The sequence below is a fragment of the Streptomyces sp. BHT-5-2 genome, assembly GCF_019774615.1.
Taxonomy (GTDB): Bacteria; Actinomycetota; Actinomycetes; order Streptomycetales; family Streptomycetaceae; genus Streptomyces.
Genome location: NZ_CP081497.1, coordinates 2,476,054 through 2,489,362 on the forward strand (window position 1 = coordinate 2,476,054; position 13,309 = coordinate 2,489,362).

Sequence of the window (13,309 nt, forward strand, 5' to 3'; positions counted from 1 at the left end):
GGGCTCATCCGTTCAGAGCACGGACACCGCACGGCGCCCCAAACCCAAACGGTTCGGGGCGCCGAGGCGTTCGGTCAGGCCGGGGTGACGTTCTCCGCCTGCGGGCCCTTCGGGCCCTGAGTGACGTCGAAGGTCACCTGCTGGTTCTCCTCCAGGGACCGGAATCCGCCGGAGTTGATGGCGGAGTAGTGGACGAAGACGTCGGGGCCGCCGCCGTCCTGGGAGATGAAGCCGAAGCCCTTTTCGGCGTTGAACCACTTCACGCTGCCGGTTGCCATGTTGTCCCCTTGTCCAGGGTTGGGGGGCGCTGGCTCGTCAGCGCCCCTGGGTGAGGTGATCGCCCTGGTCCTCGGGCACTGCTGCACAGCACGACGCCCGCGGTGCGAACCGCGGGCGCTGAGACTTCGGAACCACGACTACTGCTGACGAAGTTAGCCGATCACGAGCCGCCTGGCTACCAGCCACAACAGAACTGGAGAGCACCGTCGGACAAGCTCCAGCGGATCGGGTGGGAGCATGCCTGCCTCGACGCTCTGCTCACAGCGGAGCGGAGGACGAGGGCGCGGTCGAGGGTGCGGCGCATCGTTGAGCCGCCCCAGCGGAACCGGCGGCCGGGCAGCGCGCAGGCGCACCGGAGCCGAAGGGGAGTTCCACGCCCGTGAATGACGCCCCGCCCGGTCGCTGTCGGCTGTGAGCGGGCCGCGTACCCGAGCGACTCGTCGGATGAAGCCTGCGGCCATACGGCTACCCCGCAGCGCATGGCCCGCTCCCCGAACGAGACGGTACGGCCTGAGCCCTACCAGGTCTTCCGCGAGCTTCAGCTACTCCTCGCGGTGGGAACCGTACCTGCCCCACCTGTCACCGCGACATGTCCACACCCATACAAACCTGGCCGGACCCTACTTGTTGCTGATGCTTTTCCGCTCGCGCTTTTGGAGACGGCGTCCCTTGGCCGGGGGGAGTTGGTGGACGATGTGGACGCTGCCGCAGGCGGCGACGCCGGTGATGTTGATCCGGTGCGCTGCCGAGTGGTCCGCGCTTTCGTGGTCCTGCTTGAACCCGCCCAGGATTCCGGTGCCCTCGACGCGTACCTCGACGTTTTCGGGGACGACGACGTGTACGGTGCCGAGCCACGCGTTGACGTGAAGGGTCGTTTCGGGACCGGTGAACTCGGCCTCGCGCAGATCGACCACTCCGGAGCTGACGACCGCGGTGCTGCGATGGCTGTCGCCCACCAGCCAGCGTCCCCTGCGGACGAAATCGCTGAGGACACCGACGTCCTTGGTCGACGTCGGCGTGCCCCTCGACCACGGGACCGGCTGCAGGTCCTTCACGACGGATGCCAGTTCGTCCCTGGACTTGGCGCTGTAGACCAGTTCCAGACGCTCTTGCAGTTCGCCGGTGGAGACCCGGCCGTCGACGGTGGCGGCTCGCAGTACGTCTGCGGCCCGCTCGCGGTCGGCATCGGAGGCTCGCAGGGTCGCGTCGGCAGGAACGGCTGTGCGCGCGCGTGGATCGCCGGGCGCGGCCGCAGAAGGGTGTGAGAGGTCCATGGTTCGAGCTCCTCGCTGATCTGTGCAGTGGAGACGGGTCACGGAGGGGCGGCCGGGTCGGCCGCGTGGACGCCGTCCTGCGCCTTGTGCGCGGGCGGCACGGTGCGCAGCCGTCAGGCTGAGCGGGTGTGCCGGTCCGAGGACCGGTCGAGGAGGTGTCCGATGCTGTCCGCGACGGTCCCTGGCTGCTCGGCCTGGATGAAGTGACCCGAGTCAACCTCTTCGAACCGCCCGTCCGCCAGCGTCTCGGCCCAACGTCGTTGGTGTTCGGCGATGAGGGTGTGCTGCTGTTCCCGGCCCTTGGCGGGGCGGGATGACGAGAGCAGGACCGTCGGGCACGTCGGGAGGCCGGGCGGCTCGGCACGGAGCTGGGGGATGGCCGCGGCCACGGCCTTGAACTCCTTCCTCGTCTGCGCGATGCCATCCGGAACGAAGTCCTCGGCGAGCATGGCCCGGTAGGTGTCCGCCGGGAAGATGCGGCGGACGTTCTCGCTGACCACGCGGGCCAGCGGGCGGAACCGGACCAGCGCCTGCGTCACGCCCATCGCACGGTCGACCTTCGCGGCGGTCTGGTCGAACGTGTCGTAGACCGGCGCGTTCTCCGGCGTCGGATCGACCAGCAGCAGCCCCCTCACCTGCGGCCCCAGACGCTCCATCGCGCGGCGCGCGACCAGAGCGCCCATGCTGTGTGCGACGAGCACGAACCGGCTGGGGACGACCGCTTCGACCATGGCGACCAGGTCCGCGGCCATGTCGTCGATGCCCAGTCGGGCCGTCGTCCGGCCGCTGCGGCCGGAGCCGGCGCGGTCGTAGGCCACCAGCCGTGCCCGATCCGTCAGCAACGGCAGAACCGCGTCCCAGCAGGTACGTCCCATGCCCTGGCCGGATTCGAAGACCACCCGGTCCGGTCCGGTGCCGGACTCCTCGACATAGACGGACCGATCGTTTACCTGAACCGCCCGCCCTGCTGCCTGGCGCATGTTCCCCCCTTGGGCTTCGCCCTACGTTTTCAACTTCGATAAAGGTAGCGCATATGAAAGAGTAGTGTCATGGACGCTACCGACCTGCTTCTTCACCCGGTGCGACTGCGCGTGGTGCACGCGCTCTCCGGCGGCCGGGTGCTGACCACCTCGCAACTGTGCGACCGTATGCCCGAGGCGTCGAAGGTGACCGTGTACCGGCATGTCGCCCTGCTGGTCGAGGCGGGTTTTGTGGAGGTGGCCGAGGAGCATCGGGTACGTGGCGCCGTCGAACGGCATTACCGGCTACGCCAGGACCGCCCCGTCATCGACGCCGACGCGGCCGCCGCCATGTCGCTGGACGACCACCGCCGGGGCTTCGCCGCCGCCATGGCCGTCCTCATCTCCGAGTTCAACGCCTACCTCGACCGCCCCGGCGCCGACCCGGTCGCCGACGCGGTCGGCTACCGCCAGGGCACGCTCTGGCTCAGTCGGGATGAACTCGCCGAGATGAACCACAAGTTGCTCGAGATTCTGGGCCCCCTGCTCGCCAACCAGCCGGCGCCGGACCGTGCCCCCTACCTCATCAGCCGGATCTTCTTCCCTGCCCAGCAGGCGCCTCGCGACGAGAAGGGCCCTGCCCATTGATCCTGGGTACAGGTTTGCGGCTGGGCCGGCGTAGTTGATGGTGTATCGAGTGCCGTCTCGAAGGCGATCGGGCTGCGGTGCCCGAGGCTGGAGTGACGGCGAACGGTGTTGTATCGGTGCAGCCAACGGAACAGCGAGAGCCGCGCCTCGCGCTCGTCGGCGAAGGCCCGGCGGCCCGGGAGCGTCTCCCGCTTGCAGGTTGCGTTGAAGGACTCGGCGAACGCACGGGACGCGTATGCGCTATGTGGTCCGTGTGCATGATGCGCCGGTGAGGCTGTCACGTCAGCGTTGGGCTGCAGCCAGGGGTCGACGACGAGCTCGGCACGCGGGTGAGCCGGGATCGCCCAGCCGACCAGGCGCCGTGAGGCCAGGTCGCTGACCGTGGCGAAACACAGGTCAGCGACCTCAAGGAGGCCCGGCAGCGCCAGCTACCCCGAGTGCCGATCCTGTTGCGTGCGGGTGCGGCGCAGAGAGACGCACTCGCCTCGTCGCCCAACAACCGTGGCATTGGGCCAGGCTGTCACGGGGAGAACCGCTCCGGGCGGAAGTCCGCAAGCAGCTCATCTCTCTTCCCGCTGAGGATCTCCGAAGCAAGCAGCCGGCCGACCACCGGCCCGAGCGTGATGCCGCTGTGGGTAACAGCCTCGTAGTAGCCCGGCACAGACGGCACCGCTCCCACCGAGGGAAATCCGTCGGCTGGGATGGGCCGGTGGGCCACCCGTGTCTGTGCGATGCGGGAGTTGCCGAGCTCGGGAACGACGTGCCGCGCCGATTCGTGAAGCCGCCGTGCGAGTTGCGCTGGATCTTCGCCTGTGTCGACGAGCGCGTCGATCTCGCGGCTGTGGAGGAGCACCGAACCGTCTCCGTCAGGACGGATCTCGACGTGCGGCGCGTGCATGGCTCGGTGAACCGGGACCTGAGCACAGCCGATCCGGGTGACGGCGCCGGGTTCCCGGCGCATCGGCAAGTGCCGTGCGACGAGCCCGGCGACGTGGGAGGCGTGGGGACCTGCCGCGTTCACGACGATGTCGACGTCGAGACAGCTCCCATCGGACAGACCAACTGTCCGGATGCTCCCGTCGGCACCGGTGCCGACGTCACAGACCGCGGTGCCGGACCGGAGCTCGGCGCCGGACGCAACGGCCTGGCCGACCAGGCGGCCGACGAGATGCCGTCCGTGCACCCAGGCTTCGTCGGCGTAGAACACGACTGGAACTTCACCGGGCATCGTGAGGGCAGGTTCGAGGCGGCGGCGCACCTCGGCCCCCGTGTACACCTCGACCCGGTAGTCCCGCTCAGCCAGCAGTCCGGCGGTTTTGAGGAGCTTCGCCTCCGCTGCGGGATCGTCTGCCCAGCGCAGGTGGCCGCTCGGATACCACCATGAGTCCGGCCCGATGGCCCGGGCGAGTTCACGGTGAGCTGCCATTCCCGCGACGTTCAGGTCGAAGTAGGACTTGCGCGCGGTCTTGTTGCTGGCGTTGACCCACGAGAAAGACCAGTCGGTGACGCCTTCGCCCGGCTGGCCTGCATCGATGAAGACCACCTTGGCGCCGTGCCGGGACAGGTTCCAGCCCACGCTGGCTCCGAGGATGCCCACTCCGATGACAGCGACACGTTCAGGCAGCTTCGCGAACCCGACCCTCACGAACGCCCCCTTCCCAGATCACGGCGAACTCCCTTTCTAACAGGCGAACATGTGGAACGGACAGCAGAGAAACGGGAATGGCTTGGGCAGTAGCCGTATCCGGCGTGGCCGGCCAGGTCGGAGGGTTTGACCTTCTCGCGGGAGGCCGCGCAGGGCACGGGCGTGGGCGACGCCGATCCCCGGTGGGCACTCCGGCGGGCCCCTGAACGTGGTGGGGCAGGCCCTGCATCGGGTCTTCACGGCAGGCGGTGAAGACCCGGGAGCTCCCGGCGGGTTGAGCGCGCGTGTGTGCCGAGAGCGGAATGAACCGTTTCTTGACCGCCCGCTACCTATTCGCCTGTTCGCTCGCCTGCCAGGGTTCTCGTGCGCACCACTGAGGTACGGGGAGAGAGGACTCTCGGTGAACCTGAAGGTGAGATCGGCGCTGGTGGCCGGCCTGCTGGCGGCTGCGGCAATGGCGGGAACAACGGGCACCGCCCAAGCGAACACCTACCAGTACAACGTGATGCTCCAGGACTACGCCACCGGCTACTGCCTGGACTCCAACGGTGGCGACGTCTACACCAATCCGTGCCAGCCCGGTAATCCGTGGCAGCGGTGGAACGTCGTGTCCTACGACGGCAACGTCGGTGGCTACTACGACCGGGTGCAGATCGTCCATCGCAAGGAGGGCAACTGCCTTCGAGTCCAGTGGTCGCATTCCGTCTCGGATCCCAGCTGGTTTGCAACCCGCGCGGCCGGGTGCAGTTCGAGCGACTACCACGACCAGTGGAACATGACCTGGGTCGGCAACAGCTCCGGCAACCCTCGCAACAGTTGGCAGTTCGCCAACTACCAGGCGGACTCCAATCTCAACGAGGTGCTCTGCCTTGATCGCGGGCAGGACGGACACCACAACCAGCTGCTGTGGGACCAGGGCCACCCGCAGGGCGCCCCGGTCGCCAAGACCACCTGCTACAACCACACCAACCGGTACCAGATGTGGAACATGGTCCATTGAGCGTGGTCGAGGGGTCGGGTGACGGACTCGTCGGCAGAACGCCGTGTGGGGGCTGCGCGGATCTCTCTTCCTGAACGGCGGTCCGCCGCTGTGGGCCGTAGCTGTCCGGGCTGAAGGGCACAGACGCGTTACGGGCACGGCGGGCTCGCGGTAGCTGTGGTGCGGCGCCTGTGGTCGATACGGGCGAGGGCGGGATCTCGGAGTACCACACCCGTTATGGCGGGGACCTGATCTGGGAAGTGGGGACGGGCTACTTCGGCTGTCGCACCCCGGACGGAGACTTCGCCGCCGGGAATCCGCCCGGAAGGCAGCGTGGGAGAGCGTCCGTGGAGTTTCCCTGAAACTTTCGCAAGGGCGAAGCCCGGGAAGGGCGGGGTCTAGGGCGCTTCTGACGAATCCGAAGACGTCACACCCGACTTCATCGTTGTGGACGGCGCCGAGGGAGGCGCCGGGGCCGCTCCGCTGGAATTCGTCGACCACGTCGGCACGCCCTTGACCGAAGGGCTCATAACGGTCCGCAACGCCTTGGTCGGGACGGGGCTACGGGACCGCATCCGCATCGGGGCGAGCGGCAAGGTCGCCACCGGTGCGGACATCGTCAAACGGCTGGTCCAAGGCGCGGACTACACCAATGCGGCGCGGGCCATGATGTTCGCGGTCGGCTGCATCCAGTCACCACGCTGCCACGCCAACACCTGCCCCGTGGGCGTCGCCACGCAGGATCCCCACCGGGCACGGGCGCTCCATGTGCCGGACAAGTACCTACGTGTCCAACGCTTTCAACAGGCCACGGTGCACAGCGCCATGGAGATCATGGCCGCCCTCGGCGCAACGGAACCCTCGCAGCTGCATCCTCGTATGCTCTACCGGCGCATCTCGCCGCACGCCGTCGCGTCGTACGACGAGCTGTTCACTTGGCTGGCGCCCGGGCAACTGATTTCCGGCGATCGCCGCCCCGAGGATCGGGCACGCGCGGCTGCGCCACGTCGACAGTCGATACCCGCACTGTGCCCACCAGCCATTTCACTGGCATTTGATCGGCCGTGGTTAGCGTCAGCGCCGTCCGAGGGGTCCTGCTTCAGTGCGCCATGCACTGTGACCCATCACTACAGAGGAAGGACGCTCAGCAGCATGAGCAACACGTCCCGCATTGAGACCCGTGAGATAGCCGACGACGACCTCGACAACGTCGCGGGTGGTCTCTCCATCAGCGGCTCCGTGAACGGCCTGACCGCCACGTTCGCCCCGGGTCCCAATGGCATCCCCATCCTGACCGGCGGCTCCGTGAAGTCCGTCAGCCTCACGGTCTCCGACATCCCTCTGGGCCCGCTCCACGGCTGAGATGCAGCTGTAGCGCGGTGCTCAGCCACCGGGCCGGGGAACCGCCCCCGGTCGTCGTGGGGTGACCAAGGGTCCTGCGTGACGTCGGCCTTCAAGACCTGGTTGTGGTCGTGGAGGCCGACTTTGCTCCGCGTGGCCGGTTCTACTGGCGGGAGCCTCCGGCGATGGCGGTGATGATGTCGATGGTGTCGTCGGCCGTGGCGGGTTCGTCGCGGTGTCGGATTCCAGTTGATTTCCGTTGAGGAAGAGGCGGTGGACGGCGCTGAACCGGTGACGCGGGATGCCGGCACGGGACCATGCCGGCCCCGTGCCGGCCCCGCGCCCGCGGCTACAGCACTCCCGCGTCCCGCGCCGTCCACACCGACGGGATCAGCGGGCGGTAGCCCAGTTCGTGACGGATGCGGGTCGTCGACATCACGGTGTGCCACTGGTCCGGGGCGTCCCTCTCGTACGCCTCCTGCGGCACCGGCAGGCCCTGGAACTGGAAGAGGTCGACCGTGGTGACCGGGGCATCGTCGGCGATGTTGTAGACGCCGTGCGCTCCCGGCGCGTACAGCAACCGCTGCAGGCCCTGCGCCACATCCACGTGGTGGCCCATGTGCAGGCGCTGCATGGCGGGCCAGTCCAACGCCCACTTCATCGCGTTGGCCAGGTGCGGGTCCCCGTCGCCGTACACGAACGGCAACCGTCCGATGCGCAGGTCGTCCAGGCCGTCCAGCGCTCCGAGAGCGCGCTCCGCCTCCCACTTGGACTCGGGGTAGGCGCCCCAGAAATTACCGCCAGGCACCGTCTCGTCACCCTCGACCAGCGCCCTGCCGCGCCCCATGCCGTACACGAGTGCGGTGCTGACCTGCACGAATCGCCGGACGCCCGAGGCCACTGCGGCCCGGCCCAGCTCGACGGCCGCGTCCCGGTTGACCGCCCGTGCCTCCTCGTCGGGCACCCCGCGGAAGGCGGCGGCGACGTTCACCACCGCGTCCACGCCGGCCGTCGCCTTGCCGAGCACCTCCACATCGCGCAGGTCGCCGACCAGCACCTGGGCGCCGAGCCCGGCGAAGTGCTCGCCGCGCGCCGCGTCCCGCACCAGGACCCGCACCTCGTCGCCGGGCCTCGCGCCGTGCAGCAGTCGCGGCACGAACCGCCGCCCGACCTGGCCCGTCGCTCCTGTCACCAACATCAGCATGGCTGCCTCCTCGTCGTCGTAGCCATGCCCAAAGCCTGCGGGGACGGCCCGAACGGCGGGAGAGACGCGGTTATCCACGGACCGGCACTCCCTGGATAGGAGCCCGGGGCCGGGGGATCCTGGAACCGTGAACCGCACCGAACTCGCCGACTTCCTGCGCCGATCCCGCACCCGCCTGGACCCCTCCGACGTGGGCCTGAGCGCGGGGCCTCGGCGCCGCACCCCGGGCCTGCGCCGCGAGGAGGTGGCGCAGCTCGCAGGGATGTCCACGGACTACTACACGCGCCTGGAACAGCGCCGCGGCTCCCACCCCTCGCGGCAGATGCTCGCCGCCCTCGCCCGCGCCCTGCGGCTCACGGACGCCGAGCGCGACCACCTGTTCCATCTGGCGGGCCAGGAGCCCCCGCGGCCCGGCGGCTCCTCGGGCCACGTCCGCCCGGGGCTGCTCCTGATCCTGGACCGGCTGCACGACCTCCCGGCGTCGGTACTGAGCGACTGGGGCGAGGTGCTCGCCCAGAACACGATGTCGGCGGCCCTGACCGGCGGCCACACCGGGACCAATGTGATCCGTCGCTGGTTCATGGTGCCGGGCACGCGGGACCTCTTCCCGCCCGAGAACCACGAGCAGCTCGCCCGCGCGCACGTGGCGAGCCTGCGGGCGGTCACCGCGGCCCGCCCCGACGACCCGGGCCCGGCCGCCCTCGTTGCCGAACTCCGCGCTGCGTCACGGGAGTTCGAGCATCTCTGGAAGTCGCATGACGTCGTGGTGCGCCGCCCGTCGCCGAAGCGCTTCCTGCACCCCGTGGTCGGCGTCCTCGACCTCGACTGCGAAGTGCTGCTCAGCGACGGCCACGGCCACGGCCAGCAACTCGTCGTCCACTCGGCACAGCCGGGCACACAGACGTACCAGCGACTCGAACTGCTCCGGGTCGTCGGCCTCCAGGACCTGACGCCCAGCTCGTAGGGGAGACATGTGACGCGGTAGGTGTCGGCCGCTGCCGTACGATCCTGGGTGGCCGCCTGGTCGTGGCGGACGCGGCCAGTCCCATGGTCGCCCCTACGACAGCTGGTCCAAAGAGATTTGGGACACGGGGTGGGCGATGCTGCTGGAGTTCTGGTCGAAGTCATTGCCGGAAGGCGTGTAGGTCGCCGTCGAGTTGCGCGGCCCGTCCGGGCCGGAGTGCATGTTGTTGTCCGGTCCGGTGTAGGTGCTGGCCTGGATGCTGACCGGCACGACGTACGGGTTCGTGAACGCCGGCGGCACCATGACCTGAACGATGTCGTAGTCGGCGAAGTCCTGGTGCTGGTGGATGAACGTCCCCCCGGGAGGCAGGGTGGTGACGTGGTAGTACGGCCCGACGAGGAGGCACAATTTGGAGTTCGCCGTGGTGGGCAGGTTGCCCCCGGTGAGGTTGTTGAACAGCTGGAACTCCGTCACGGTCGGGGTCTGCGTGCCGAGCAGCGTGGCTGTGGAGTGCACGAAGTAGAGGTCCACCGGGTTGGACCCAGGGGGAGGTGTCGAGGGTTGTGCCGGGACCACCGCGGCGAGGGCCCCCATGCTTCGCGACAGGTCGGTACAGAGGTCGTTGCCGGTCGGCACCGCGTTCACCGCGCCATTGGGCATCTGGGCGGGCAGCGCGCTGTTGGTCGGCAGGCAGAGGTTGAGCCCGATGTTCACCGAGGTCTTCTGTCCCCCGTCGAGGTGTGTCTGGTCCAAGTAGCGCAGGATTTGCGGACAGGCGCAGTCGCTGGGAGTGGAGAGTGCCGTGATCGCGTGGCCGGGCGGTTGGACCCCGTTCCACCGCGTGAACGGCGGCAGCGCCAAGGTCACCTGCACCGGAGAGGTGGTGTCGTTGGGGGAGAAATTCCCGTCGAAGATCGTCAACATGCCGGTCGGCGGGGTCGACGTGGAGAACTGGACCGTCTGCGACCCTACAAAGAGGCTGACCAGGTTCGCTGTCACTGCCGTACTCCTCCCGAGGCGTGGACGCGATGCGGGCCCCGAGCGCAGTCCCGACATGCCGCCAACTCGCCCTACCCGCCCGCTCCTCGTACTGTATGACCGCCTTCCGGTTCGCCGTGAGGCGCGCAGACGTGGTGCCCGGAGCAGGCCCGCGGCGCGCATGCCGGGTCCCGCACCCCACGCTGCTGCGTGCGCCGCCTGTACTCTCCCGTTTGCGACAGTGGGGGCGCGCTGGCGCAGCGCCGCCGACCACGGGCGGGTCGGTCGTCCCCGAGCTGCGTCTGACCGCGGAGCGCGACTTACCGTGCAGCGTATGGGGTGGCGGTCCGCACTCTTCCCGCACGCCGGCTCACGGCGGCGCGGGCGTACGCGCACCGGCACGGTTGGTGTGGGTGACGGGCAATTCAGGACTGGTAAGTCCACGGTCTGCGGGGTGTTGCGAGCGCGTGGCTACGTTGCGCTCGACGCCGACGAGGACGGCTTCAGCCGCTGGATCGACCGAGCCGAGGGCGAGGTTGTGGTGGATCCTCCGTAACCGGTTCCTGGAGGCTGGCTCGACCGCTACGGGTGGGCGATCGTCCGTGAGCGCGTTGAGGCCCTCGTCGAGGAGTCTCGTTGCCGGATCGCGTTCTCGTGTGGGTCGGCGGAGAACGAGGCGGATGTCCGCGATCTTTTCGACCTCATCGTGTGCCTGGTGATCGACGAGGACGCCCTCCGCCACCGGCTCGCGACCCGCGCCGGGTGGCCGCTCAGCGGCAGTCCACAACCTCCACGCCCCCCTCACCCGGCGAACCTACGTGGCCGGAGCATTAGGCCGGGCCGGTGGGGTCGTGGGTGATCAGGTCGCCTGGCTGGCACTGGAGGACGTCGCAGATTCTCGACAGCGTTGAGAAGCGGATGGCCTTGGCCCGCCCGTTCTTGAGCACGGACAGATTGACGACGGTGATGCCTACTTGTGCGGACAGTTCGGTGAGCGTCATGCCGCGTTCGGCGAGGATCCGGTCGAGGTGGATGCGGATCGAGTGGAGTTCCTCTTCGGGCATCAGATGGTTCCTTCGAGGTCCTCCCGCATGCGCACGCCCTCGCGCATGATCTTCCCCATGATCACCGCGGCGAGGCCGGCGAGGACGAGCACCAGTGGCCCGGAGAGCGTCGGCCCGGAACCTACGACCGGCGCCATGCTCCCGACCAGCCAGGACTGCGACCAGCCGACGACGAGGCCGGCCAGCGGTGTGCCCAAGGTGACGAACCAGCCGAGAGTGGAGAGCCGTTGCGACACCGTGTCGGTGAACGGCCCCTGCCGATGGACGGCCTTGAGCAGCCGGGAGAAGAGCAGCAGCGCGAGGGAGCCGAACAGCAGCCAGGGCAGTTCGCCCCCGAGGTCGGCGGCGCGCTGGGCGGCGGAGGGGCCGTCCTGGCAGAGGCGCGTAGTACTGCTGGACGCCTGCACGCCCTTGCTGACCGGCAGCTTCTCCGACGCCAGCGAGGCGTTGCGCCAGAAGTCCGTCTGCACGCAGACCGCCCCGTCGTCGAGCATGTGCGTGACCCCCGTGCCGACGAAGGCGAGCCCGCAGAGCACCGCCAGCGCAAAGGTCACCGAGGCCAGGATCCTCGTGAGTCGCGAGTCCATCGCACCCTTCCTTATCGTTTTTCGATACGCCTGAGGCTAGCGGAGCATATCGATAATCGACAAGCTCACGGCGGTGGTCCCGGAAGGGACCAGACAGCGAACGTGAACTCCTGCCCGTGCTTGGCCTGCGCCCTCGCTTGCCTGTCGGCTGTGGCGGGGGGGGGTGCCCCTATGGGTTTCGTCAACCCGTGGGGGCTGGTTGGGGTTGGTAGAAGGTGCCGTCGCGGAGCATGGCGAAGAGCACGTCGGCTCGTCGTCTGGCGAGGCAGAGGAGGGCTTGGGTGTGGTGTTTTCCCTGGGCGATCTTCTTGTCGTAGTAGGCCCTGGAGACGGGGTCGGCCAGGGCGGCGAACGCGGAGAGGAAGAAGGCGCGTTTGAGCTGTTTGTTTCCTCTGCGCGATGGCTGTTCGCCGCGGATGGAGGACCCGGAACTGCGGGTTGCCGGGGCGAGGCCGGCGTAGGCGGCGAGGTGGGCGGCGCTGGGGAAGCTGCTGGCGTCGCCGATGTCGATGAGGATGCGTGCTCCGGTCCTGACGCCGATCCCCGGCATGGACGTCAGGACCTTGGAAAGAGGGTGAGCCTCCAGCAGTTCCTCGATCCTTGTGGCGAGGAGTTTGCGCTGGTCAAGTACCGACTGGAGCGAGCTGGCGAGGCTGGGGACGATCAATGCGGCCGCGGCCGTGCCTGGCACGACCACTGTCTGCTCGTCCAGGGCGGTGAAGATGTCATCGACGAGCCGTTCCGCCATCCGTGGTGCCTTTGGGCGGATCAGGTTCACCAGCCGACGCCGTCCGGCCTTGCGGACCTGGGCCGGCGAACCGCACTGGTCGAGCAGCTTGAGCACGGCTGGGTGCTGCATTCGCGGTCCCAGTACCCGTTCCAGCGACGGGTGGATCTGTGTCAGCAGTCCCCGCAGTCTGTTGCTGATGCGGGTGGCTTCGCCGGCCAGGTCGTCGTCGAAACCCACGATCATTTCCAGCTCGGCTACTGCCTCGTCGGCAAGCTCGACGGCCCGCAGAGTGTGCGGCATCGACCGGGCCGCGTCCGCGATGATGAAGGCGTCGCGGGCGTCGGTTTTGGCTTCACCGGGGTAGAGGTCGGCGATCCGCCGCATCGTCAGGCCCGGCAGGTAAGCCACGGGGCAGTCCATGTCGCGGGCCACGGCCAGCGGCAGGGCGCCGATGGAGGCGGGCTGGTCGACGACCACGAGCACGGTGCCGTGCTTGGCTTTCAGCTTGGCGAACACGTCGCGGAGCTTGGGTTCGCTGTTGGGCAGCCGCTTGTCGAAGGCCTTCCTTCCGGCCGGAGTGACGGCGGTGGCGTGGTGTTCGCTCTTGCCGACGTCCAGGCCGAGGAAGGCGCCGATCTCACTGACGTCGATCACGTG

Annotated in this window: 13 protein-coding genes and 2 pseudogenes; 4 read left to right on the forward strand and 11 right to left on the reverse strand. The window is 68.6% G+C overall.

Going from position 1 to position 13,309, the window contains the following annotated elements:
• Window positions 1-74: 74 nt before the first annotated feature.
• The 3 genes from K2224_RS38595 to K2224_RS38605 all read right to left on the reverse strand — a co-directional run bounded on the left by K2224_RS38595 (window position 75) and on the right by K2224_RS38605 (window position 2,533).
• Complete coding sequence (locus tag K2224_RS38595) at window positions 75-278, reverse strand: cold-shock protein (RefSeq protein WP_221911752.1); 204 nt, start codon at window positions 276-278, stop codon at window positions 75-77.
• Between the two features lie 621 nt (window positions 279-899).
• Window positions 900-1,553, reverse strand: a complete 654-nt coding sequence (locus K2224_RS38600; RefSeq protein ID WP_221911753.1) for a DUF1707 domain-containing protein — start codon at window positions 1,551-1,553, stop codon at window positions 900-902.
• 113 nt (window positions 1,554-1,666) lie between these two features.
• Window positions 1,667-2,533: an alpha/beta fold hydrolase gene (locus K2224_RS38605; protein WP_221911754.1), complete on the reverse strand. Its 867-nt coding sequence runs from the start codon at window positions 2,531-2,533 to the stop codon at window positions 1,667-1,669.
• Between the two features lie 69 nt (window positions 2,534-2,602).
• Here K2224_RS38605 and K2224_RS38610 point away from each other — a divergent pair, with 69 nt between their 5' ends.
• Window positions 2,603-3,160, forward strand: a complete 558-nt coding sequence (locus K2224_RS38610) for a helix-turn-helix domain-containing protein (protein WP_221911755.1) — start codon at window positions 2,603-2,605, stop codon at window positions 3,158-3,160.
• Here K2224_RS38610 and K2224_RS41835 read toward each other — a convergent pair.
• The 3 genes and pseudogenes from K2224_RS41835 to K2224_RS38625 all read right to left on the reverse strand — a co-directional run.
• Window positions 3,091-3,441 (reverse strand): integrase core domain-containing protein, encoded by a 351-nt coding sequence (locus tag K2224_RS41835; protein WP_221911756.1) that lies wholly within the window; start codon window positions 3,439-3,441, stop codon window positions 3,091-3,093. The genes K2224_RS38610 and K2224_RS41835 overlap by 70 nt on opposite strands.
• 239 nt (window positions 3,442-3,680) lie before the next feature.
• Complete coding sequence (locus K2224_RS38620; RefSeq protein WP_260693814.1) at window positions 3,681-4,805, reverse strand: FAD-binding oxidoreductase; 1,125 nt, start codon at window positions 4,803-4,805, stop codon at window positions 3,681-3,683.
• Window positions 4,806-4,873: 68 nt separating this feature from the next.
• A pseudogene (locus tag K2224_RS38625) lies at window positions 4,874-4,969 on the reverse strand (IS982 family transposase); the annotation flags it as partial.
• A 236-nt stretch (window positions 4,970-5,205) separates the two neighbouring features.
• On the opposite strand from K2224_RS38625, the gene K2224_RS38630 reads away from it, so the two are divergent.
• Both K2224_RS38630 and K2224_RS41230 read left to right on the forward strand, forming a co-directional pair.
• The gene (locus tag K2224_RS38630) at window positions 5,206-5,805 is read left to right on the forward strand and encodes a hypothetical protein (protein ID WP_221911757.1); all 600 of its coding nucleotides are present in this window, start codon (window positions 5,206-5,208) and stop codon (window positions 5,803-5,805) included.
• A 176-nt stretch (window positions 5,806-5,981) separates the two neighbouring features.
• A pseudogene (locus tag K2224_RS41230) lies at window positions 5,982-6,750 on the forward strand (glutamate synthase-related protein); the annotation flags it as partial.
• Between the two features lie 724 nt (window positions 6,751-7,474).
• On the opposite strand, the gene K2224_RS38640 reads toward K2224_RS41230, so the two are convergent.
• On the reverse strand, window positions 7,475-8,329 hold the full coding sequence (locus tag K2224_RS38640; RefSeq protein ID WP_221911758.1) for an NAD(P)-dependent oxidoreductase: 855 nt from the start codon (window positions 8,327-8,329) through the stop codon (window positions 7,475-7,477).
• 127 nt (window positions 8,330-8,456) lie between these two features.
• Here K2224_RS38640 and K2224_RS38645 point away from each other — a divergent pair, with 127 nt between their 5' ends.
• Window positions 8,457-9,293, forward strand: a complete 837-nt coding sequence (locus tag K2224_RS38645; RefSeq protein WP_221911759.1) for a helix-turn-helix transcriptional regulator — start codon at window positions 8,457-8,459, stop codon at window positions 9,291-9,293.
• 93 nt (window positions 9,294-9,386) lie between these two features.
• Here the strand turns inward: K2224_RS38645 and K2224_RS38650 are convergent, their stop codons facing one another.
• The 4 genes from K2224_RS38650 to K2224_RS38665 form a co-directional block, all read right to left on the reverse strand.
• A complete protein-coding gene (locus K2224_RS38650; protein WP_221911760.1) occupies window positions 9,387-10,292 on the reverse strand; it encodes a hypothetical protein in 906 nt (301 codons plus the stop codon).
• Window positions 10,293-11,101: 809 nt separating this feature from the next.
• Entirely contained in the window at window positions 11,102-11,335 is a 234-nt protein-coding gene (locus K2224_RS38655) for a helix-turn-helix transcriptional regulator (protein WP_221911761.1), read from the reverse strand.
• On the reverse strand, window positions 11,335-11,922 hold the full coding sequence (locus K2224_RS38660; protein ID WP_221911762.1) for a DUF2975 domain-containing protein: 588 nt from the start codon (window positions 11,920-11,922) through the stop codon (window positions 11,335-11,337). The genes K2224_RS38655 and K2224_RS38660 overlap by 1 nt, the downstream gene beginning before the upstream one ends.
• A 181-nt stretch (window positions 11,923-12,103) precedes the next feature.
• A complete protein-coding gene (locus K2224_RS38665; RefSeq protein WP_221909414.1) occupies window positions 12,104-13,306 on the reverse strand; it encodes an IS110 family transposase in 1,203 nt (400 codons plus the stop codon).
• Between the last annotated feature and the right edge of the window lie 3 nt (window positions 13,307-13,309).

Coding starts and splice junctions, on each gene's coding strand:
- K2224_RS38595 (WP_221911752.1), bottom strand. CDS start 278: ATGGCAACCGGCAGCGTGAAGTGGTTCAACGCCGAAAAGGGCTTCGGC.
- K2224_RS38600 (WP_221911753.1), bottom strand. CDS start 1,553: ATGGACCTCTCACACCCTTCTGCGGCCGCGCCCGGCGATCCACGCGCG.
- K2224_RS38605 (WP_221911754.1), bottom strand. CDS start 2,533: ATGCGCCAGGCAGCAGGGCGGGCGGTTCAGGTAAACGATCGGTCCGTC.
- K2224_RS38610 (WP_221911755.1), top strand. CDS start 2,603: ATGGACGCTACCGACCTGCTTCTTCACCCGGTGCGACTGCGCGTGGTG.
- K2224_RS38640 (WP_221911758.1), bottom strand. CDS start 8,329: ATGCTGATGTTGGTGACAGGAGCGACGGGCCAGGTCGGGCGGCGGTTC.
- K2224_RS38655 (WP_221911761.1), bottom strand. CDS start 11,335: ATGCCCGAAGAGGAACTCCACTCGATCCGCATCCACCTCGACCGGATC.
- K2224_RS38660 (WP_221911762.1), bottom strand. CDS start 11,922: ATGGACTCGCGACTCACGAGGATCCTGGCCTCGGTGACCTTTGCGCTG.